Genomic DNA, 23,508 nt, shown 5'->3' on the forward strand with positions numbered 1-23,508 from the left:
GCCGCCTTGTCCGGATGATCCCAGGGTACGGTCTGAAAAGCGAATGTGACAAGAGTCTGCTGAAATCCGTAAAAAAGGCTGTCGTCTAACGGCGTGAAGATATCAGGCTCTTCGCACAGAACCAGTGAAGATCCGGAACCGAGGCGGGGAAAGTGCTTTTTAATGAGAAAAAGAACTCTATCGGATTCGACGTCTCCTGTCATTGATGCGACGACATTGTTTTCAACCGACAATTCTCTGTAAAGGTTTTCGAGGTCTTCTCTGGAAATATTGCTTATCGAAGATTCGTCAGGATACCTGTTGTGCAAATTGGGAGGGTAAAAGCGTGTTCTGAAGAATTTTCCGTGAAGGTAATTGGGGTTTGTCGCGTTCTGGGCAAGTTCAAATATCAATTCATTCTTAGCGTCTTTTACGGCTTCGTCAGAAAAGTCGGGTTTTGACAGAGCTTCGCCTATAAGTTTCATCGCTTCGTCAAAATTTTCGAGAGGAAAATCGAAATTTATGTAAAAGTGATTGTCTGAACACTGAGCTCTTCTCGAAATCCCGAGTTCGTCCATTTTTTCATTGATCTTGTCGTAGTTCATCGCCGTAGTCCTGAGAACGAGAACTTCAGAAATAATCCTGGTCGCTCCTTCGAGTCCCGCCGGGTCTATGGATTTTCCTCCGCCAAAAGCTATTTGCATGCTGACGTAGAGTGAACCGGGGTTTTTCTGTGAAAGAACAGCAGGATAGCTCTGCGTCTGGAAAAGAATAAACGGAATCCGTCCGGCGAATCTTTCGTTCGGACTGATCTCATCCTCGTACTCGGAAGGAAAAGAGAAAAATGTCTGCCTTCTCGACGACGAAAGCATTCTCGAAGCTGCCTCCGAAAGATCTTTCGCCGTTATTATAGAAAGTTGATCCATGCTGTTTTGAAAATAAAGGGGGTCGTTCGCAGTCAGCATCCCGTCTCCCATCAACTGGGATTTTGTGCCGGCAGACCATTCTTCCAAAAGGCCGTACCTTATCAAATTTTTTGTGCGGAGAAATCTCGCTTCGTCGATTTCACCTTTCGCTATTTTGTCAATCTCGAACTGTATTACTCTCACGGATTCATCAAGTTTTATGGGATCCTGACACGCAGAAGATATCATGAAAGCTCCGGTCGCCCTTCTCAGACCCATGTTGTAGCTCCAAACTTCGAAAGCCAGCTCTCTGTCTTCAACAAGGATATTTTTTAGGTATGAAGCCTGTCCTCCGGTCAGATACTGGGACATAACGGAAAGGACAGTATAGTCGAGCGTGTTTTTCTGCGCTCCGTTCCATATCATGTATACAAGGGGGTGGGGGATTTCGTCGTAAAATGTGTCGTATCTCGGGTAAGTGTATTGAGTCGTCTGAGGAACAAAAGAAGGTTCGTAGGATTTTGACGGAAATTTTTCGGATTCCTTCAAAATAAATTCGTAAAGGTCGGCTGTGTTGAAATCTCCGACAGCCACGAGGACGGCGTTCGAAGGGCAATAGTGCGCTTCGTAAAAATTTTTCAGGTCTTCTTCCGATATCGCGAGCATCGCGTCTTCAAGACCTAAAATCGGCACTGACAAGGGATGACTGCCGAAAAAGAACAAAAAAGCGGCGTCCCAGACCCTTTCGTCCGGAGTGTCTGAAGTCAGTATCTCGTGGTGAATGACTCCGTGTTCCCTGGTTGTTTCGAAAGAGTCGAATGCGCACGAAAAAACCTGTTCCAAAAGCACCATAGTTGTCGAATCGGAATATTTGGAGGGAATCGTTTGGTGATAACAGGTCACCTCCCAGGATGTATAGGCGTTGGAGTGCGAACCCCAACGTTTTTCCATTTCGTCGTATTCCGATTCGGTCCTGAATAACGTCGTGCCTCCGCTGACGACGTGTTCGCAGAAGTGAGAGAGCCCTCTTCCGGTGTTAATCCCTTCGTAAACCGAACCGATGTCAACAAAAATATTTACTGTAGTTATGGGCGAGGAATGGTCTTCTTCGAGAACTATTCTCAAGCCGTTGGGAAGAGTTGACTGGAATATCGAAATCAATGAAATTAAAAGCGGTAACATAAAACCTCCACGTTGGGTGTTTTTTACTTTTTATTAAATATAACTAAAAAGATGTTTTATGCAAGGAAAAAGGATAAAGGACCGGTAAATTTTCCGTGTTTGCGTCAATGTGATTGTTCTGGTATTTTAATTAATGCAAAAAGTCATACGGGCCGATAAAAAGGAGATGAAATGATGAAATGGAGTATATTTATTCTTATAATCGCTATATTTCTTTTTCCGGGATCTGAAAATTGCTATTGTCAATTCGAAATTGATTTTGAGACAGGTTTTGCCTTCACAGGATACAACGACGTCAGAATTCCGGGAACCACAGGCACGCTGTTTTCGCTGAAAGACGATCTTTCACCCGACGCTGTTTTTTTTGTAAGGGGGAGGTTTTCAAAATCCTTCGGAAACAGACACTTGGTTTCAGTTCTGGCCGCTCCTTTAAGGATCAAATCAAGAGGCATACTCAGTCGCGACATATTTTTCGAAGGGATTTTGTTTGAATCGGACGACAATGTGACGGCAGATTACAGATTTGATTCATACAGATTCACATACAGGTACATGTTTTATGACAGAGGCAGGTTTTCGGCGGGAGCTGGTATAACAGGTAAAATCAGAGACGCAGAGATAAGGCTGACAAACGGCCTTACAACAACAAGTAAAAAAAACACCGGCTTTGTTCCTCTTGTGAATTTCAATATTCAGTATTTGCTTACCAATGGATTTTCCCTGTTGCTTGACGGAGACGCTTTGGCGGCGCCTCAGGGCAGGGCGGAAGATATATTTGTCGGAGCAGTGTATTCTGTGAATCCCGACATAGGACTGAAAGCAGGTTACAGGATACTCGAGGGAGGAGCTGACAATGACGAAGTGTACAGTTTCGCTCTCGTCAATTATATTTCAGCCGGCGTGATTATTCGGATTTGATGTCTGCGAGTTTATTCTTTTAAAATCCAGGATTCAGCTTGAAATATTGCTTCTTGAGGCACGGAGTGCGACCCGTCGAATTCATAAAGAAATACATCTGAACCGGATGATCTGAGAATTTCAAAGGCTTCTCTTGAACTTTCAATGTCGACGACTCCGTCATTCAATCCGTGACCGATAAATACTTTCAGATTTCCTTTTGCTTTCGAAATATCTTCAAGCGTGACCCATGAAGTGTCCAGCCAGCCGCCAAAACAGATAATCCCGTCAAAAAGCACGGGATTTTTAAGACCGGTCATGTAAGCCAAAGCGCATCCCTGTGAAAATCCTAACAAAAAAGTTTTGTCTATGTTGTAGTACGAATTCATCTTTTCTGCGGCCGAGCACACATACGCCACGCTTGTTTTTGCTGTTTTTTCCCAATAACTGGGATCTGAATCGTTCCAGAGAAACCATCCGTAACCGGGTTCATTTCCCGGATATGCCAAGTATGGAGCTCTCAGGCACAAAAAAATAAAATCATTGTTTTGGAATCTGTCAATCAGCCTTAGAAATCTTTCAGGATTACTTCCGTAGCCATGAAGGCCGATGATAAGATTGGCTTTTTCATCCGGGTCAAAATCCGGGGGATAACTCACGCGCGCGTCCAAGTAAACATTCGTTTCGAACCAAAGCTGACCGCCTTCGGAATTGACCGTACTGTCGATAGAGTGAATGAGAGAATCCCTGATTTCAAGGAAATATGCGTCGTATTTCACTTTCTCAAAATCACTGTCTTCGAGAATGAGATTTACATCCTTGAAACCGGCGCTGACAGACAGTTCAAGGTATTTTGCGGCTAATTCGGGCTCTCCGAGCAGTCCGTAACAGCAGGCTAAATTATACAAATTGACTGCATCGTCTACGTTGCGCGACAGAGCGGAAATGTAATGTCTGGCTGATGCCGCGAAATCGCCTTCTCTGTAATATTCAAGCGCCTTTGCTTTAAGCTGTTCAACGTCTGTTCTCATGATCTCCAGGTAAGATTCATCGAACGGATTTATCGATTCAGGATCCAAGGGTAAATCCGAATCCAATAATAAAAAGACGGTAATCGTCACGAGAAAAAAACCAATCTTTGTCATTACTCCTCCATTAAAGTCCGGTAACGTACATTTCGTGGTAATAACCTTTCTTGTCCATAAGTTCGTCGTGTGTGCCTTTTTCAATTATTCTGTTTTTGTCAATGACGAGTATGTAATCGGCATTTTTTATTGTCGAAAGCCTGTGCGCGATGACAATGGAGGTTTTTTTGCGGCTGATGTGCGAAACGGCTTCCTGAATGGTCTTTTCAGTCCATGTGTCAACATTACTCGTCGCTTCGTCGAGAATCAGAATTCTCCTGTCGGAGAGCAGCGCTCTCGCTATCGAAATAAGCTGTCTCTGTCCCGCGCTTATGTTTGTCGAGTCCTCTGAAATGACGGTTTCGTATTTTTCGGGGAGATTTTCAATGAAATTTTTTATTCCGGCTGTATCGGCGGCTAGTTGGACTTCTTCAAAAGTCGCTTCGCGTCTTCCGTATCTGATGTTTTCGAGGATAGATCTCGAAAAAATGAACGGTTCCTGCAAGACTACGCTGAAATTGTCTCTGTAATGCTTGAGAGGTATTGATGAAATGTTTTTTCCGTCGAATTCAATCACACCCCTGACTGGGTCGTAGAATCTTGATATGAGTTTTACTATCGTCGTTTTTCCTGCGCCGGTAGGTCCCACGAGAGCCACTGTTTTGCCGCTCTCAACAGTGAAATTTATATCTTTAAGAACATCCGTCCCTTCCGTGTATGAGAAACCAACTTTTTTGAAATCTAAACGCGCGTCAATCGGTTTTGTCTCGGGCAAGTCCGGGGAATAATCTTCAGTCTCCCGGCTCAATACCTCGCCGATTCTTTCGGAACTCGCCATTGCCGACTGCATTTGATTGTACAATTCAGCGATAGCCCTGAAAGGCTGGAAAAAACGCCGTGTGTAAGCGATTATTCCGGCCAAAGCGCCTATCGTCGCCTGCCCGTTGATTACGAGAACGCTTCCTCCGAGTATTATAATCCCGATACTCGCCGCTCCCAAAGCGTGAAGTGTCGGAGGCAGGATGAGAGATATAAGTTCGGATCTGTACTCAACTTTCCGAGCCTTTATGTTTATCTTTTCGAACTTGTCAATGTATTCCCTTTCTTTTCCGAAAGATATTATCGTTTTTATACCGCTCAAATTTTCTTCAAGAAAAGAGCTCATCTCGCCTGCTATGGCCTGGTTTTCCCTGAATATTTTTCTTGTCATTTTGGCTACGATAAAAGTGACGATTAGAATAAGAGGTATCATTGACAGGGCGAGAAAGGCGAGTTTCCAGCTTATGAAAAACATGGCGACTATCGTGCCGGCGACAAAGATAACGTTGCTTAAAATCTCAGAAAATCCCTGTGAAAGGAAATGATTCACGTTTTCAACGTCGTTGCTTATTCTCGAAAGTACGTCGCCTTTTTTCATTTTGTCGAGAATATCGAAGACGAGTTTCTGAACGTGAGAGAATATTCTCACGCGGATGTCCTTGAGAACGCTCTGTGAGATTGTCACCATTTCGACCGACCTTAAGTAGCTGAAAATCAACTGGAGAATTATAAAGGTCAAAAATACCGCCGAAAGGCTTTTCAGGCCTTCGAGATCTCCATTTTGAATGTACTGATCTATTGCTATTTTTATAAAATAAGGGGTGATAAGAGATATGAGCCCGGTGGCAAGAACCAGGATTAAAGCGGCGGCGAGTCTGAATTTATAAGGAAGAAGATTTGAAAAAAGTATCATCAAGGCGCTTTTTACATTTCTTGGTTTTTCAATTTTAGCCCGTTGACCTCTCATGTTTCGTATCCCTGAGATGTGTAAACTTCTTTGTAGAGTTCGCAGTTTTCGAGCATCTCCGAATGATTTCCGACTGATATAATCTTTCCGTCGCTGAGAAAAGCTATTCTGTCTGCCTTCTTGATTGAAGAGATTTTCTGGGACACAATCACCGTTGTCATGCCGGATCTGTATCTGAGAAGTTTGTCTAGAAGCCTTGATTCTGTTATCCTGTCGAGAGAGCTGAAAGAATCGTCTAAAAGGAGCAAAGGTTTGTTTGAAACGAGAGCCCTGGCAATGGCGATTCTCTGTCTCTGTCCCCCTGATATGTTGACTCCCCGAGGCATGATTTCTTGATTGAATCCTTCGTCACTCGTTTTAATGAAGTCGTTTAGTTCAGAGATGTCTGATATCTCGTCGAGTTCATCGTTTGAGATACCGTCTGAATCAAACAGAATGTTTTCCCTGACTGTCATTTTAAAGATTGCAGGATTTTGAAAGACGACGGAGATTTTATCACGGAACTCGTTTTTGGGTATTTCCGCAGTCGCGAAACCGTCAATTTCGACGGATCCTTCGTCCGGAAAGTAAAATCCTGCCACGAGATTCAAAAGCGTTGTCTTGCCGGAACCTGTCAGGCCTATGACGCCGAGAGTCTCTCCTTTCCGGATATCAAGATTGAGGTCTTTCAGAAGGGGAGAGTTTTTGTCGTGAGAAAAAGTCATTCCTCTGATTTTAACTGAACCCCCTGTTATCGAAGAAGAAGGATTGATCTGTCTGTCGTCCCGGGGTATGGTGAGTATCTCTTTTATCCTCTGTGATGAAGCGCTCGCTTGAGCAAAAATAGTCATGGACATGCCGAGCATCATGAGAGGAAACATTATCATGAACAGGTAATTGGTCAGAGCGACGAGGTTCCCCAGAGCGAGTTTTCCGCCTACGACCTGGGTTCCTCCTATCTGAAGAATCAGAAGAATGCCTAAATTTATTACAAGCATGAAAAGAGGAAAAGCCGTCGCCATAAGCCTGCCGACTTTTATCGAAAGGTTTTTTAGCTTTTCGGATTCTTCGTCGAAATTCTCCGTTTCTTTTTCTTCGGCAGAAAATATTTTAACGACGCTTATTCCCGCAAAATTCTGCTGTATTGTCGAGTTTAGCCTTCCGAGCTGGTTTTGGACACGGAGGAACATCTTCCTCGCGGAAAATGAGAAAAAAGTGAAAAAAGCCGCGTTGACGAGAGTCAAAAGCAGGACCAGGAAGCCGATTTTGACGTCTATTCTGAAGATCATAAAGTTACTGCCGACAACGAGCAGTATCCCCTGAAACATCATTCTGAAGCCGAAAGAACTGAGCCTTCGTATCTGCGAAGTGTCGCTGTATATTCTCGTCATCAGTCTGCCTGTTTGAAGCTTGTCTATCCGTGAAAATTCCAGTGAAAACACATGCCTGAAAATCGCGGAGCGCAGATCTTTAGTCACTTTGGAGCTTGCGCCGGTGAAAAGGATGTTGGCGAAATTCTGAAAAAGCGCTCTTATAAAGGCGAGTAGTATTATCCCCGCGCCGCAAATAGCAGTGAATCTTGTATCGGATCTCCCAATGCCTGAATCGATGGCTTTTTGAGTCATCATTGGAATGTATAGTTCGGCTGTTATGCCTATTGCGACCAGAAGAAAGGCGGGGATCATGACCGGTATGTAAGGTTTGAAAAAAGAGTGAACCGATGTATGAGTAGTTATTTTCATAAAAATCAAGTGATTCTATCAGGCAATCAGACAGAAGGTCAATTTTGAGAAGAAAGAATGTTTTGGATAGATCGGTTTATTTGATTTGAGTTCGTTATTAAAAAGTGTTTAAATGGCAATGTTCTATTTTGCGTTACAGGACAACCTCCGATTTTGAAAGAGATCGTAATTATGAAGGAACCTGAAGAAGATTGTAATTGCCAGGCTGGAGAACGTTTTTGAATGCGATCAACAATCCTTTAGACAATCCTCTTTTTTCTCCGGTTGTCATAAGATTATTTTTCGTTTTTGTATTTACTTTTCCTCTTGTAATCGTTTTCAATCTTCACAATATAAAAGGTATTTTTGCCAGCAATATCTGGAAAAGATATTACGCATTTTTTTTCATCGCGCCGTTATATCTTGCCGCGATTTTTATTTCCGGAGTGTTTTCACTGATTTTTCTATTTATTGTAATGTATTTGTCCCTGTGTGAATTCAGAAAAATGTCCGGAATACCTATATATTATCACATCGTTTCGGTCATTCTCGCCGGTTTGACAACAATTATAGCCTTCCGGCTGGAGCCGTATTTCTATTCGCTTCCCGTAATATATTTCACTGTGCTGTCTTTCATACCAGTCTGTATGAACGAAGGAAAAGACGCGTTTAAAAATGTTTCATACGCTCTTTTCGCAAATATCTGGATCAATTTTTCTCTCTCCCATTTTATTCTTACCGGCTATATGGAAAACGGTCTCAACATGCTTATTCTGTTGGGATTTTCTATAATATTCAGTGATGTGTTTGCCTTTGTCATAGGAGGATTTTTTAAGCGAATACATTTTTTGGACAAATATACAATTGCCAAAAACATAAGCCCTAACAAAACATTTGCGGGGGTGACAGGAAATATTCTCGGCGCAGGCATAGGGATATGGATCAGCAGATTTGCAGTCATGGAGTTCAGTTTCAGGTCTCTGGCCGTACTGTCTTTCGTCATTGGTGTCGGAGGTATACTCGGAGATCTGACCGAGTCGACAGTCAAAAGGGCTTTCGGGTCAAAAGACAGCGGGAATCTGGTTCCGGGACACGGAGGGGTGTTGGACAGGATCGACAGTGCGACAAGGATAATAGTTATTTTTTATTATTATGTCCTGATATTCGAGTGAATTTTATAATGACTGATTTTGCGAACGAGATCGCATTTCTGAAATCCCTTTCGTCGGGCCTTTTTAAGTAAGTTTTGTATTTTGAGTGAAAACCCGGGCATGAAAATGACTCAAGGTGAGTGCTTCTTTTTTTTGTCAGTGTTTTACGCATCTTCCTGAAACAGATTATTGAAGAAATCTGGCCCCAAAGAGGCATACCGTAAGTTAAAAATAAAGCGAAGTAAGGGGGGGCCTGGAAATCTTCAAGAAAATTCAGGATTTTTTTCGTTGGACTTGCTCTCATAACCGGAGAACCCACCAGAATCAAATCATACCCGCTAAGATCCTTCGGAGAGTCGTCAACTTTAAAAATGACGCATTCGGCCGTCGCCGAAACAATTTTGGCGATTTTTTCGGTATTGCGGGTCCACGTGTCGTAAATGAGAATAATTTTATTCATTTAAAACCTCTGCTTACAGAATACAGATTCAATGAGTCCGTCGTATATGTTATATTTTTAAATCCGGCTTTTTCCGCCCAGGAATTGATTTCTTTCGGGGAACGTATTTTCATTCGCAGAGGTTTTCTGTTGAAGTCGAGAAACACTTCTGAAACCATCTCCATCTGAAGATGGCCGCATTGGTTCGTAAAAATGATTTCGCCGTTTTCAGGAAGCAGATCATAGATCAGATTAAGTGAATTTTTCACCGACTCGTCGCTCAATATCCAATCATAAAATCCAGAAGAAACCACTACATTAGGCGTTGGTTTGATTCTTTTCAAATGTTCTCTGCGAAAAGCGTCGCCTTCGATGAAAGTGATGTTTTTCAAACCTTTGTCCAAAGCGGATTTTTTACCTTTTGCGAGCCATCTGACGTCTATGTCGGAGCATATAACCTGTACTCCGTTTTCCCCTGATTCCGTCATCGTCTCAATCAGATATCCGGCTGGTCCTGAAGCCACATCGAGAATGATTACCGGGTCCCCCTTTTGCCGCTTTCTTTCTATTATATCTTTGAGATAAGATTTCAAGTTATTTTTTCTTTGCCTTATCGCCTTCCATCCCTGGTTTTCCAGATAATACCTGTCAATCATTTTCCCTATAATGAAATTTCCGTGAGGTTTGTTTGCGTAAATGTATTGGAGCATTTCTCCGGAAGTCAGGCCGTATCTGAAGCTCATGTCGATTCCTTTGCTGATTCTGCCGAATGAGCGGGCGGCAAAGCGCATAATTTTATATCTTGTTTTCATTTTATCTCCTTTGCTGAGGAGATTTCTTTGAAAAGGTTTCTGAGTCTGTTAAAAACAGTTATTTGAGAACCGGCTATACACCAGATCCAGAATAAATCCATTGTCGTAATCCTGACTTTCATGATTTCAGGCAAACCGAGGTCAAAGACATAGAATATGTACTGGGCGGTTGTAAAGATCATCAATGCAATCAGCCTGTCAACTTTGCCCAGGGGTCCGTTGTTCTGCCATGAAAACCCGACTGCCTTTCCGAGAATTCCCGAATAACTCACCAATAGAACAGTGATTGTTGCAAGAAGACCTAATTTGGTGTTGCAAAGAGGAGAAAATGAAATTCCCGCAAAAAGAAAAATGTCCGAATATCTGTCCGGAAAAGCATTTATTATATCTCCTTTTGCCGACAATAAATTTTTCTCTATGGCAATTACACCGTCTAATGTGTTCAGCGTCATTCTTATGAAAACTGCGGCAACGGCAAAAAGGAGCAGATAATGAAACGAGCCTGAGAAAAAGTACAACAAAGGAGTCCCCGCAGAAATAACGAGAGCGGCGTAAGCCAGAGTGTCAGGATTTATGGGGTATTTGGCAAAAGGTTTTAACAGTTTTCTGTATCCGAATTTCAGCCTATACAGCCCCATAGTGTCCTCCTCACATGTTTCTTATTGTTTTTTCGACATATTTTGTAATTTCAGAATAATGGATGTTTCGATCGAACAGCATTTTTTTCCCGAATTTGACTTTAATTTCTCCTCTGGCAGGAAAAAGTCTGCCTTTTGGGAGTACTTTGTCGGTTCCTTCGATTTTCACTGGCACTATTGGGGCTTCAAGGGCAACGGAAAAAAATCCTGTTCCTGCTTTGAATTTTTTGACCTTCGAGGTCCTTGTCCCTTCGGGGAATAAAATCACGCTGTAATTTTTGTCTAACAGTTTGCCAATATATTCAAGATTATCTCTAACCGAGCCCTCTCTGGAAAACGGGAAAATGTTGTACGCCAGAACAGAATAAATGCGAAAAATTTTTCTTAAAAAGCCGCTTTTTTTGTCGAAGAAATAATCTTTTGCCCCGGCTGTCGCTGTTTTCATTTTTAGTTTATATCCAATCCCGTAAAATATGGCAGGTGTATCGAGGTGGCTGAGGTGGTTAGAGACAAAAATCACCGGTTCGTTCAAATTCCCGATGTGTTTTCGGCCTTCTATTTTAATTCTGAAATAGAATTTCAAAAAGAACTCACTCATGAGATTAAGTAATAAACCGATAAATCGCGCGGGTCTTGAGCGGTATCGTGATAATAAACCATTCCCGGTTTTTTCTTCGAAATTTCCTGCTTCGATTAAGTCTTTAAGCGTTTTAACCGTTGTTCCTTTTTTCAAAGAGCCTTCGTCAATGTTTAGATTGAATTCCTGCTCCAGAGCGCAAATAAATTCTAAAAAACGAAGCGAGTCCATACCTGTTTCAGACAAAACAGTTTCATCGGTTATTTTGCCTTCATTTCCCGACAATAAACGGGACAGGATCTCAGAAAATCTGTCTTCAGCGGTGGGGGAAGGATCAGGCGGACCGCCTTCAGACACTTTTTCAATCAATTCCTTCCTTTTGATTTTCATGGAATATGTTCGAGGAATGTCAGCATAATTCATAGAAATCATTTTTTGAATTGTTTGATGAGGCATCAGCTTGGAATTCACGGATGTTTTTAAACCGATCAAGGAAGCGGAAAATCCTTCGGCGAATACTACTACGGCGGTAATTATCTGTTCGCCGCCGGATATCTGACCGAAAACACACGATTCCATGACTCCGTTTTCTTTATTGACAATGCTTTCTAAATCTTCTGGGAATACATTCATGCCGGACTGAGTCACTATCACATTGTTTTTACGGCCCGTTATATGAAGAAATCCTTCCTGATCGAAATATCCGAGATCGTTTGTTTTGAACCAGGCTCCCTCAAAAGACAAACGGGTTTTTTCGGGATCGTTGAAATATCCGGAGAAAACATTGTCTCCTCTCACTAAAATCTCACCTGAAGTTATTATTTTTACTTTTATATCCGGCAAAGCCTTACCCACCGATCCGATTTTTTTTTCACCGGGTCTGTTGCACGATATTATTGGAGAGGCTTCTGTGATTCCGTATCCCTGTATGACTCTGACTCCGAGACGGTCCCAAAACATTTCAGTGCTCTCATCGAGAGGGGCTCCGCCGGATAAAAGCCATTCTAAAGATCCGAATTTATCTGTAATGCTTCTGAAAATTATCTTTCTCATTGAACGGGGAAGTTTGTCGAATATTTTCATGATGGAAAAGAAAAGTTTTTTCTGCGAGTCGCTCTGTATTCTGTTTTCAATATTTTCTTTGAATATTTTCATGTAAGCTGGAACAGTCGCCATAGCTGTTACTTTTTCTTCGGTTAAAGCTTTTTGCAGAACAGAAGGTTTTATGGAATGTGTGAAAATTACCTTGCAACCAAGAAAAAAAGGTATCAGAGCACCGACATTTTGTTCGAAAAGGTGGCTCAAAGGCAACATGGATAAAAATGTATTGCTTGCCGAAAACGGTACTGTTTCAATCATTGAGAGTACGTCGGAAGCCAGGTTTTTATTCGATATCATGACTCCTTTGGGCAGGGAAGTGGTTCCTGAAGTAAAAACGATTTCAAGTATGTCGGCAGGCAGAACAGGTAAGACGGGATTAAAATCGGAAAATCCCTTCAATGAAAAAATATATTCGATAATCAGCGGTTTTAATCGGCTCAGTGAAAACAATTTTTTTCTTGAACAGAAAACAGTTTTTGCCTGGGTCAGTTTTGAAATTTTTAAAATATAATTTTCATCCATTGAATGATCAAGAGGAACAATTATTATACCGGAAATCGAACAAGCGAAAAAAAGAGAAATCCACTGAGGGGAATTTTCCGCGCACAAAATGATTTTATCTCCCTTTTTATATCCAAGAGAATCAAGATAACCGGCAATTCTGAAAACCCGGCGGCGAATCTCGCCGTATGAAAACTCTTTTATTCTGTACTCTTTATAATGGACGTATGCGGTATTGCTCTCATGACGGCAGACCGAACAAAGGAACAGGTCGCGAATCGTATTGATATTTTTGTACGGATCGGTTATCGATTGTCTCAATTAATTTGTCTCTGGTTGCAGCATTATCTGATTTTACTGTCAAGAAAGGCATAAGAAAAACGAAAAAGAGCTGATTTTGACAAAAATCGGCAAAAGAAGCTATCATTGCTCAAAGAGAAGGAGAATATCATGAGGGAAGATTTTTATTGCGCACTGGTGAAAATTGAAAAAATATTGTCTGAGGAAGCGACCAGGGACGAAAAACTGGAAGAAATATGCTGTCTTCTGTCGGAAACATTTCCGAATTACAATTGGGTGGGTTTTTACGTAGCTCAGAACGACAATTCACTGAAATTGGGTCCTTTCAAAGGAGCGCCGACCGAACATAAAATGATTCCTTGTGGAAAAGGAGTGTGCGGTCGCGCAATCCAGGAAAAAAGAACACTAATCATTGACAACGTGGATTTGGAAGAAAATTACCTTAGCTGCAGCTCATATGTTAAATCAGAAATAGTGGTGCCTGTTTACAAAGAAGGAATCATCGCGGCCGAGCTTGACATAGATTCTCATTCTGAAAAAGCTTTCGGCGGTGAAGACAAGGAATTTCTTGAAGCGGCAGCGCGAAGAATCAGCTCCGTATTCTGAAAGGGGCCCGTTTAAGCAAAAAAAGAAAAAAAGCCGACGGCAAATATAACCGCCGGCTTTTTTTATTATGAAATCAGCAGACGTCGAGTCCTTCAAGTTTTTTATAGTAATTGTATCTGCGGGTCACGGCCTCCTGAGCTTTGTCGAGGAGCAATTTCGCCCGATCCGGCATTGTCGTTTTCAGTGAGCGGTATCTGTTTTCGTTGTATGCGTATTCTTCAAACGGAATTTTTATTTCTTTGGGGGCGTCAATTACAAGCGGGTTTTTCTTCTGATCGCAAAGGGAAGGATTGTATCTGTATAAGATCCAGTAACCTGAATTGACTGCGTTCAATTGAGCTTGTCTCGCTTTCCTCATGTCAATTCCGTGGTTAATGCAGTGAGAATAAGCTATCACGAGCGAAGGACCGGGGTAGCTCTCGGCTTCAGTAACTGCTTTTATCGTCTGATTATAGTTGGCCAGCATCGCTACCTGAGCAACGTAAATGTAACCGTAGCTCATCGCCAGAAGACCGAGATCCTTTTTGGGGAGAGGTTTCCCCGCCGCGGCGAATCTCGCCGTTGCGCCCAGAGGTGTTGCTTTTGACATCTGTCCGCCGGTGTTCGAATAAACTTCCGTGTCGAGAACCAAAACGTTGACGTTTCTTCCGCTGGCGAGAACGTGATCGAGACCGCCGTAACCTATATCGTATGCCCAGCCGTCACCACCGAAGATCCAGACGGATTTTTTTACGAAATAATCGAGAAGTCCGTAAAGCCTGTTGCTCCTGTCGTCGTCATATTCGGGGAGAAGCCTGCGGAGTTGCGAAATATAATCCCTTACCAATTCGATGCTAATCTGATTTTCCTGTTTTTCTTCAATAACGTTCTTGAGAATCTCCTTGAGTGAGTGGTTCTCTTTTATCATGTCGCCGGCAAGTTCAAAAGCAGTCTCTCTGAGTTTGTCCGATGCGAGGAACATTCCGTATCCGAACTCTGCGTTGTCTTCGAAGAGCGAATTACTCCAGGACGGGCCTCTTCCGTCGTTCCTGACTGTGTAAGGTGTGGTGGGCAAATTGCCTCCGTATATTGACGAACATCCGGTCGCGTTTGCTATAAGCGATCTGTCTCCGTATAGCTGAGTGATAAGTTTTATGTAAGGAGTTTCTCCGCATCCGGCGCAAGCTCCGGAAAACTCGAACATCGTCGGAAGAAGCTGTGTGCCTTTTAGGGAACTTCTGTCAATGAATTTTTCGTCTGTTTCAGGTATGGAGAGGAAAAATTCGAAATTGGCTTTCTCCGCTTCTCTGTGTTTTATAAGTTTTTCAAATTCAATTGTCCTGTATTCCGTTCTGTTTCCTTTTTCGTCTTTACGTCTTCCGGGGCAACTTTCGATGCAAAGACCGCAACCGGTGCAGTCTTCGGGAGCAACCTGAACGGTCCAAAGCATGTCAGGAGACTGTTTGGACTGGACGCTTCTGAAAGACGAAGGGGCTTTGGCGGCTGAGCTCTTGTCGTACAGTTTGACCCTGATGGCGGCGTGAGGACAGACGAAAGAGCATGTAGCGCACTGCAGGCAGGAGGAAGGGTCCCAGATGGGGATGTCGACAGCGATATTTCTTTTTTCGTATTTGGTCGTTCCGCAGGGAAATGTTCCGTCGCAAGGCATTGCGCTGACCGGTACTTCATCACCTTTCATCTCGAATATTTTCATCGCTACTTTTTTAACATACTCCGGAGCTTCTTCAGGTATGTTGAAAGTCCTTTTTCTTGAAGAAGTGACTTTTCCGGGAATCTGGACTTCGAATATATTCTCTATAGCTGATTTGATCGCGCTGATATTCATTTCGACCACTTTTTCGCCTTTTGATCCGTAAGTTTTTTTTACGGTTTCTTCGATCGCGGCGATGAATTTTTCTCTCGGCAGAATCTTTGATATTTCGAAAAAAGCGGTCTGCATTATAGTGTTTATTCTTGTTCCGAGTCCGATTCTTTCTGCGAGGGAAATAGCGTCGATTGCATAAACCTTCAGATTTTTCTTTATTATGTCGGATTGCAGTTCTGAAGGGAGGGAATTCCAGACGTTGTCTTTATCGTAAGGAGTGTTGAGCAGCAAGACGCCACCTTTTTTTATGCCCTGGGTGATGTCGTATTTGTCGAGAAATGAGGGATTGTGAACCGCAACGAAAGAAGGATTGTGAACCAGGTAATGGCTCAAAATCGGTTTTGGGCCGAATCTCAGATGACTCACGGTGACGGCCCCGGATTTTTTTGAGTCGTAAACGAAAAATCCCTGGGCGAAAAATGACGTGTTTTCTCCGATTATTTTTATGCTGTTTTTGTTGGCTCCGACCGTACCGTCCGATCCTAGGCCGTAAAATTTGCCTTCGAAACCTTCATGTTCTATGGAAAAGTCGTGGTTGTAAAGCAAAGAGGTATTGGTCACGTCGTCTACTATTCCGACAGTGAAATGGTTTTTAGGTTTTGGTTCGGCAAGATTCTGAAAGATGCCCTTTACCATTGCTGGAGTGAATTCCTTGGAGCTTAAACCGTATCTTCCTCCGTATATTTTCGGTTTTGAAAATTTCATTTCACCGCTTTCAGAAAGCTCGCAAATCGCCGCCGAAACATCTGTGAAAAGCGGTTCGCCGACTGATCCGGGCTCTTTTGTCCTGTCGAGTACGGCTATGGATTTCACAGTGATGGGAAGAACGGATAAAAGAATCTTTTTGTCAAAAGGTCTGTATAGTCTGACTTTTATCAGACCGACTCTTTCTTTTCTGTCTGAAAGATATTTGACGGTTTCTTCGGCGACATCCGCTCCGGATCCGGATATTACCAAAAGCCTTTCGGCTTCAGGATGGCCTATGTATTCAAACAGTTTGTACTGTCTCCCTGTGAGTTTGAAAAACTTGTCCATCGTATCCTGAACTATTGAAGGGATTTTCGTGTAAAAGTGATTGACTGTTTCTCTTCCCTGAAAATAAACGTCCGGATTTTGCGAAGTGCCTTTTATGAAAGGTTTTTCGGGATTGAGAGCGTTTTTTCTGAAAGCGTCGACGTCTTTTTCGTCTATCATTTCTCTTATTACGGAAAAAGGGACTTCATCGACATTCTGGATCTCGTGAGAAGTTCTGAATCCGTCAAATATGTGAAGAAAAGGGACTCTGGATTTCAGCGAAGCTGATTGAGCAATTAGTGCCATGTCCATTGATTCCTGAGGGTTTGCAGAGAAAAGAAAAGCGTATCCCGAAGAACGGACCGCCATTACGTCGCTGTGATCGCCGAAAATCGAAAGCGCCTGACAGGAAACCGATCTCGCGGCTATGTGAAACACTGTCGGTAAAAGTTCTCCGGCAATTTTGAGCATGTTCGGGAACATGAGCAAAAGACCCTGCGAAGCCGTAAAAGTTGTCGTCAAGGCTCCGGCTGAAAGAGAACCGTGAATTGTGCCCGCTGCGCCTCCTTCGGACTGAAGTTCCGACACAACGGGAATATTTCCCCAAATATTTGTTTTCTTCTGAGCCGACCATTCGTCTGCAAGTTCACCCATGGTGGAAGAAGGAGTTATGGGATATATTGCTATAACTTCATTGGTAGCGTGAGCGATATACGCCGCGGCAGTGTTGCCGTCCATCATTACACTTTTTTTGTCCGACATTGTTCCTCCGGAATGTAAATGTATTGAAAAGCAAATTATTACAATTTTATTTATTTTAACACGAAAGAGAAATTATTCAATCGCATTAATTTTCATTTCACAGGCTTCAAGGCCAAAAATATCAAACTTGCCAATGAAAAGCATATCTGCTATAAAACCAAAGTCTGATAAATATTTTTCAAGAGATGGAGAAAATGAGGTATATAGCAATTTTTTTATTTTCCGCGTTTACAGTTAACGCGGGTTCAAGTCCTTTTTCGGATGTAGATCTCAGTGTGAAGAGTTATTACGGCATAATCGGGATCGGATATTCGAGATCGTATTATCAAGATGATTTTAAAACCGGCATTGACAATGAAAAATCTTTGCTAGGCTTGAACAATTACGGCCTTTCCGGTAAGGCAGGTATTTACATTCCATGGCTGAACAGGAACACTACAATCGGTTTAATGGCGAATATTTCATACGACAGGTATTATGAAAGCAGAGCATTCGGAAACGGAGCCAAGTCTGAGGTGCTGTCAGGGACTTTCGGAATTGATTTGGCTGTTTATCCTCTTTCCGCTGCCGGCAAAGGTCCTTATTTGCATGTATTGAACGGATTTTCGAAAATAAAATACAACACGGATTTCGGATACGATGGTTTTTCACCTTACGGATACGGATTGACTGTTGGAACTGGAATCGGAATTCCCTGGAGCGTATCTTATCCCGAACACTTGAATTTATCCATAGATTTTGATTACAGAAAAGCCGGAGACAAGAGTCTGAAAACATTGAATTTCTATGTCAGCGTAGGCGGTTTTTTTTAACAGAGGACAAGATTAATATTTTTCCGTTTTGTACCGAAGCTTTCTTTTTTCTGCGCCGTGCGCGGTTTGACTGAAAACGTTTCCCAGGGTTCCTTGTTTTGACTTTCCGTATGCGAAGTAATAATATGGGTTTATTTAAAATCGGGAGTTTTAATGCCGAGAAAGAAACAAACAGAAAAGAAAATAATAGCAGAGCAAAAACCCGCGGAAGCAGAGATAAAAGTCTCGGATTTTATAAAAAGCGGTAAAAAAATCCTTCTCATCACGGGAGAAGAGGGGTCTGGAAAGTCTTTTCTGTTGGACCGATTTTTCAAAGAAAGCAACTGCGCCGGCACAAGTGAAAAAGTTTTCAGATACGATATCGACAACCTGCGTAAATTATCCAATCCTTTGGATTTTTTGGAATTTTTTGCCGACAGCCTTGATTCAGCTTTTGAACTGAAAGGTTTTGACCGAGGAAACACAATATACGAAAAAACGCAGAAGATACAGGACCGCTTCAACGCGATTAACAGCTTTCATAATCCTGAAAGAATTCTGCTCGTTATAGACGGTGCGGAAAAGTATTCTGAAATAACAAAATTCATTCCCTGTCCCTGCGACTGGTTCAGATTCATCATATCTTCGAGGAAAAACGAACTGCTGAAATTCTGGGCCTGCAAATGGAGTGAAAATGATTTCCTGGAAATAGACTTGGGAAAAGGCGATTGTTCGCAGATTCTTGAAAAAATGGATCCTGAAACGAAAAATTTTATAAAAAACAGCATCTCGAAAGCAGAAGAGATTTCGCCGTCGGATATGATCATCGCTTGTGCCGCTTTTGAGATGTCGGGAGACAGCCAAAAATCATTTGACGCAGAATCATACTGCATGAAGATATGCGAACATCTGCGCTTGAAAGAGGCGGAGACTGTAGAGGCGAAGGTAATTTTGTCTCTTTCCGCCTGTGGATTCCCCGTGAGGGGAAAAGATCTTTCTGCTTTGACCGGGATAGCGGTAAATACGGCATTAAAAAAGCCGAAAGGTTTGGGCAGGCTCATAAAAACAGGTCTTGACAAAAAAGGGGAATTGCTCGTTGAAATCGCAAACCGAAAGTTCTCCGAGTTCGTCAGAGTGGAATTCTCCTGTCAAATTGGAAAAATTGAATCGAAAATCGTCGGTTTTTTGTCTGAAAAAGCCAAGCCGATAGATTTGGATTTTCGCGAGTTCTGCTTAAAATTCAGAGCGTGCACTATATCAAATGATTTTGTAACGGGGAAAGGATTCGAACTTGAAACGCTGAAAGCGTTTGCATGGGACATGTATTATGAAACTTCAGACTTATCGATACCTCTTGGATTGATATCAAAAGCCGTTGAATACAATCTCGGCAAGAACCCCAGAAATGAACTCTGTGAAAGCAATTTGGTGTCTCTGTTCCTGTATTCCGAGGAGCTTTTCAATTCCAAAAACACGGAAAAAGAAAACGAGTCATCTGTTTTTACTCAATTTCTGAAAGAAGGAGTGAGTGAAGTACAAACAGCTCTTTCAAAAATGTCTAAATTGGACGATTTGGCCTATTACAGCTATACGGTCCTGCTGACCCTGTCGCTGGTTCTTGCGCGAGGAAAGAGAAAAGAAAATACCGATGTGACATTGGGATCATTGTTCGAGGATGTTTTCATCAGACTGTCGGAAGGCACCGGAGACTGGAGATTCTATTTTTCAGATAAATTCATGGCTTACTGGGCTTCATTCATACTTCTGGTCCATTCTTCAGATGACGTGTGGAAATTTTTGACAATAGGAGCGATTGATAAAAATGAAAAAGACAGGATCGCCCTTCGAGTAATTGACGAGATGATTTCCTCAAAAGACGCAGAAGGAGCTCTCGTCTTGACGAAGAAAATAAACGACTCTGAAGAGAAAGCACAGAAATATTCCGAGATAGCTCTGATTCTGGCGAATTCGGAAGACCCTTCCAAAGCGCTCAGGATTTTGATGTCGACAGGTGATATAAAAAGCAGAGCTTCAATTCTTTCTCTGGTTTCCAAAAAAATAGCTTCTGTAGGTCAAATTGACGAAGCCATATCCATAGCAGAAAGTATTGACGATAAGGACGAAAAATATTCGGCGATGTCATTCGCCGCGGTTTCTTACGCGGAAAAAATGAAAGATTCCCGGGAAGACAACTCGGTTTTGAACAAGGCTCTGCGGATAAGCGAAAAAATTGAAGACGTCTATCTTAAAAACAAGACAATTGCGGATATTGCGATAAAGGTTTCGTCGGCCAGGCTTGAAGAAGGACTTTCCATTCTAGATAGAATTGCATCGGATGATCACGAAATGAGATCGTTCGCACTTTCCGAAATTTCAAAAGAACTGTCGGAAAAAAACATGAATGATAAAGCAGAGGATGTCGCCAACATCATGCCTGACAACATATACAAATCCAGCGCTTTGGCTTTTCTTGCAAAAAGGCTTTATCAAAAAGGTTCGAAGGAAAAAGCGTACGAAATCGCCGACAAAATTCCTTTTTTCAGTTACAAATTTCAGACGCTTTTTCAAATGTCCAAGGATTCAAGCAAGACGGAAGACAAATATGACGCAATCCCTCCTCCGCCCGAAGATGAGGAGGCGGAAAAAAGGGAAGCAGGTGAAAAATTTAAAGAAGCTCTGATTAAAGGAGACGTAAAAACCGCATTGGAAATACTTGATTGCCTGATCGAGCAAATTGAAAAAATCGGTCTTCTGCTTAAAACTGTCCGTTCCGGAGAAGAACTCAGTGATTCGCGAAAAAGAGCCGTTTTTTATGATTCTGTGATTGAAGCTCTCAAGAAGATGAATCTCGATCCGAGTGCGCACATGAGGGTGATGTCACTGATCGCCTGCGGCATGGCTAAAACAGGTGATGTAGAAAAAGCTTTGGTCCGGATGGCGGGCGACCTCGTCAAGAAAAGTTTTTCAGAGGAAACTTTTGCGACAGCGGAATTGCTGAATGATATATCAGGCCATCTTGTCAAGTCGATGAATCAGACGATGACGTATCAATACATAGAAAAACCCGACGAATTCAACGACAAAGCGAGACTTCTCGGATCTATAGTAAAAATGTTCATAGAAAATTCTGACATCGGCTCCGCGATCGCCATATCGGAAAGTATATCCGAGCCTTACGAAAAAAGCCGGATGAGAACCGAAATAGCTCTGCATTTTATCCTCACCGGAGAAAAAGACAAAGCCCTCGATATAGTAAGAAAAATTGAAAATGACATAGAAAGGGATGAATCTCTTTCAAAGCTGTCTGAAAAAACAGCGCTTTTGGCAGGACCCGAAGAGGCGCAGGGAATTCTCAATGAAATTTCCCAGGACTGGCTGAGAAAAGAGACGATATCTCAAATCGTCATGAAATTCGCCGAGAGGAAAGATTATCAGACTGCTCTGTTTTATGCCGGAAAAACCGGAGACACAGCATGCGTATCTGTTCTTTACGCAAAAATAGCATGTTCTGCATACAAGGAAAAAAGCAGAGCTGAGTTTGAAAATATTTTTTTGTCCGCCGTAAACATGACTCGACAGATATCCTGCGAAAAACATAAATCGAGAGCGCTTTCGGAGATAGCGGCGTGTCTTCTCAAAGTTGACCTTGTGGACAAAGCAATCGAAGTCTCTGAACTGATAACTGATCCGTTCGAAAAGTTCCAGGCGGTTTTGTTTCTCGAAGACTGGATGTTTGAAAACGGATACCGAAAGAAAGCGCTGGAATTGTCGGATCACGTTTACGGGATTCTGAAACTCATTGAAAATCACGACGAAAGATCCGAAGCATACGCCGAGTTTGTCAGAAACCTGATTAATAACAGAGACGCCGGTAAAGCCGAGGCAATTGCGGAAGAGATATCCGACAGCGACAGAAAGGCGAGGCTGCTGGCTCTGATTGTATTGGAAAAGTTCAAAGAAAGGGGATCGGATGATTGTTCCCGTCTTTTGAGCAAGATATTTGATGCTGCCGACAAGATTCAAAACAGAAAAGACAGATCGAAATCACTGGAGGATATTTTTGTGATGTGCCTGACGGAAAATTACCTGGAAAAGATTGGAAAATTTTTAAGAACTTCATTTTTGCATCCTGAACTGTCGAGGGATTCGGCAAGCGCCCTTTACAATGCACTTATACAGACGAGTTATCAGGACAGAATGAGAATTATAGAATCAATGCGTATATTTTTTCCTGTTTTCTCAGGAACAGCAACCCGTCTGGCTTTGATTTCGCTTGTCAAAGCGGGTGAGATGTCTTCTGTCTCGGAAATACTAAAAACAGTTCCCGAACTCTCCCGCTGCCGGACCGGAAATTACTGATTCTGAAGTCTTTGAATAATTATCAAATATGATGCCGGTCCAGGATGCCGTTCCATGTGTTGGAAACCACGAGGGAAGCCAGTTCGAGATCCACTTTGGTAAAGGGCGGAGTCTGCTTGTTGTGCAAAGATATGATGCCTATCAAATCGTCGTTTTCGTCGAAAAGAGGGTAGACCATGATGGATTTGTTTTTGTAGTGTTTCCATCCGCTGACGTTTATTTCTTTTTCCTCTGAAATGTCGCTTATGAGAACCGGTTCTTTTTTTGTCATGACCCTTTCGAGTATGGAGCCCTCTTTTAAAGGGAAAGGGATTTTGTCCGGAGTGTGACCTTTGTCCAGCGCGTCGAGAAGAACGAGCCCATTTTCCTTCACGAGAAAGAGACTGCCTCCGTCGGATGCCATTTTCTTCGCGATCTCGGAAAGAAGATCTTTTCCTATTTCGTTGAGTTTTGAGCGCAAAATCACTTTTTTGGAAGATCTGACAATTTCCTTGAGCTTCAGGTTGATGTTTTCCAGTTCTTCGTTTTTCGCTTTCAGCTGTTCAATGAAATTCCTTCTTTCAGTTACGTCTCTTATTATCGCCTGAAGGATGTCCTCCCCGCCTATGAATATCCTGTTTAGGCTGACCTCGCAATAGATCTTGGAGCCGTCTTTTTTTAAAAACTGCCAGTCGAAATTCTGGGAGCGGTCTTTGAAGGTCTGTTCTATGAATGACTCTATCGCCTCTTTTGAATTGCGGCCGCCGGGCTGAATATCAGGAGAGAAATCGGAAAGGAGGCATCCGATTATGTCCTCCTTCCCGCGTCCGAATATTCTGCAGGCCTGTGAGTTGCAGTCAATAATGACGTCTATCATGTGAAAAAGCCCGTCAGGCAGGGATTCGAAAAGCACTCTGTATTTTTTTTCGTTTTCCCAGAGCGCGTTTTCCGACAGTTCCGACTCGCTCCTCAGTTTTTCAAGTTCGGCGATTCTTGCCTCAAGTTCAGAAATCTTTTTGTCTTCCATATTTTTTACTCAGG

15 protein-coding genes are annotated in these 23,508 nt (G+C 42.5%); 5 read left to right on the forward strand and 10 right to left on the reverse strand.

Features of this window, described 5'->3' with window-relative positions; all coding sequences use genetic code 11:
* On the reverse strand, positions 1-2,066 hold a 2,066-nt coding region (locus JXL83_01095; protein ID MBN2362709.1), incomplete at its 3' end, for an insulinase family protein.
* A gap of 171 nt (positions 2,067-2,237) precedes the next feature.
* Between JXL83_01095 and JXL83_01100 the strand changes: the two genes are divergently transcribed.
* Positions 2,238-2,984 carry a hypothetical protein gene (locus JXL83_01100; GenBank protein ID MBN2362710.1) on the forward strand — a complete coding sequence of 249 codons (747 nt, stop codon included), beginning with the start codon at positions 2,238-2,240 and terminating at the stop codon, positions 2,982-2,984.
* A gap of 11 nt (positions 2,985-2,995) precedes the next feature.
* Here JXL83_01100 and JXL83_01105 read toward each other — a convergent pair whose 3' ends face one another.
* The 3 genes from JXL83_01105 to JXL83_01115 are packed head-to-tail and all read right to left on the reverse strand — an operon-like array spanning position 2,996 to position 7,594.
* Entirely contained in the window at positions 2,996-4,108 is a 1,113-nt protein-coding gene (locus JXL83_01105; protein MBN2362711.1) for a hypothetical protein, read from the reverse strand.
* Positions 4,109-4,118: 10 nt separating this feature from the next.
* Positions 4,119-5,873, reverse strand: a complete 1,755-nt coding sequence (locus JXL83_01110; protein MBN2362712.1) for an ABC transporter ATP-binding protein — start codon at positions 5,871-5,873, stop codon at positions 4,119-4,121.
* Positions 5,870-7,594: an ABC transporter ATP-binding protein gene (locus JXL83_01115; protein MBN2362713.1), complete on the reverse strand. Its 1,725-nt coding sequence runs from the start codon at positions 7,592-7,594 to the stop codon at positions 5,870-5,872. Before JXL83_01115 ends, JXL83_01110 begins: the two co-directional genes overlap by 4 nt.
* A 197-nt stretch (positions 7,595-7,791) precedes the next feature.
* On the opposite strand from JXL83_01115, the gene JXL83_01120 reads away from it, so the two are divergent.
* Complete coding sequence (locus JXL83_01120) at positions 7,792-8,745, forward strand: phosphatidate cytidylyltransferase (protein MBN2362714.1); 954 nt, start codon at positions 7,792-7,794, stop codon at positions 8,743-8,745.
* On the opposite strand, the gene JXL83_01125 is transcribed toward JXL83_01120, so the two are convergent.
* Genes JXL83_01125 through JXL83_01140 form a run of 4 tightly spaced genes read right to left on the reverse strand, consistent with a single transcriptional unit; the run spans position 8,711 to position 13,113 of the window.
* Positions 8,711-9,184: a hypothetical protein gene (locus JXL83_01125; GenBank protein ID MBN2362715.1), complete on the reverse strand. Its 474-nt coding sequence runs from the start codon at positions 9,182-9,184 to the stop codon at positions 8,711-8,713. The genes JXL83_01120 and JXL83_01125 overlap by 35 nt on opposite strands.
* Complete coding sequence (locus JXL83_01130; protein MBN2362716.1) at positions 9,181-9,975, reverse strand: class I SAM-dependent methyltransferase family protein; 795 nt, start codon at positions 9,973-9,975, stop codon at positions 9,181-9,183. Before JXL83_01130 ends, JXL83_01125 begins: the two co-directional genes overlap by 4 nt.
* Entirely contained in the window at positions 9,972-10,613 is a 642-nt protein-coding gene (locus JXL83_01135; protein MBN2362717.1) for a CDP-alcohol phosphatidyltransferase family protein, read from the reverse strand. Before JXL83_01135 ends, JXL83_01130 begins: the two co-directional genes overlap by 4 nt.
* A 10-nt stretch (positions 10,614-10,623) precedes the next feature.
* Entirely contained in the window at positions 10,624-13,113 is a 2,490-nt protein-coding gene (locus JXL83_01140; protein ID MBN2362718.1) for an AMP-binding protein, read from the reverse strand.
* A gap of 129 nt (positions 13,114-13,242) precedes the next feature.
* Between JXL83_01140 and JXL83_01145 the strand changes: the two genes are divergently transcribed.
* Entirely contained in the window at positions 13,243-13,698 is a 456-nt protein-coding gene (locus JXL83_01145) for a GAF domain-containing protein (protein ID MBN2362719.1), read from the forward strand.
* A 73-nt stretch (positions 13,699-13,771) separates the two neighbouring features.
* Here JXL83_01145 and nifJ read toward each other — a convergent pair whose 3' ends face one another.
* Complete coding sequence (nifJ, locus tag JXL83_01150; GenBank protein ID MBN2362720.1) at positions 13,772-17,338, reverse strand: pyruvate:ferredoxin (flavodoxin) oxidoreductase; 3,567 nt, start codon at positions 17,336-17,338, stop codon at positions 13,772-13,774.
* 194 nt (positions 17,339-17,532) lie between these two features.
* Here nifJ and JXL83_01155 point away from each other — a divergent pair, with 194 nt between their 5' ends.
* Complete coding sequence (locus JXL83_01155; GenBank protein ID MBN2362721.1) at positions 17,533-18,150, forward strand: hypothetical protein; 618 nt, start codon at positions 17,533-17,535, stop codon at positions 18,148-18,150.
* Positions 18,151-18,303: 153 nt separating this feature from the next.
* On the forward strand, positions 18,304-22,488 hold the full coding sequence (locus JXL83_01160; protein ID MBN2362722.1) for an ATP-binding protein: 4,185 nt from the start codon (positions 18,304-18,306) through the stop codon (positions 22,486-22,488).
* Between the two features lie 22 nt (positions 22,489-22,510).
* On the opposite strand, the gene JXL83_01165 is transcribed toward JXL83_01160, so the two are convergent.
* Entirely contained in the window at positions 22,511-23,494 is a 984-nt protein-coding gene (locus JXL83_01165; GenBank protein MBN2362723.1) for a PAS domain S-box protein, read from the reverse strand.
* Between the last annotated feature and the right edge of the window lie 14 nt (positions 23,495-23,508).

Source organism: candidate division WOR-3 bacterium (assembly GCA_016934535.1).
GTDB lineage: Bacteria > SDB-A > SDB-A > SDB-A > SDB-A > JAFGIG01.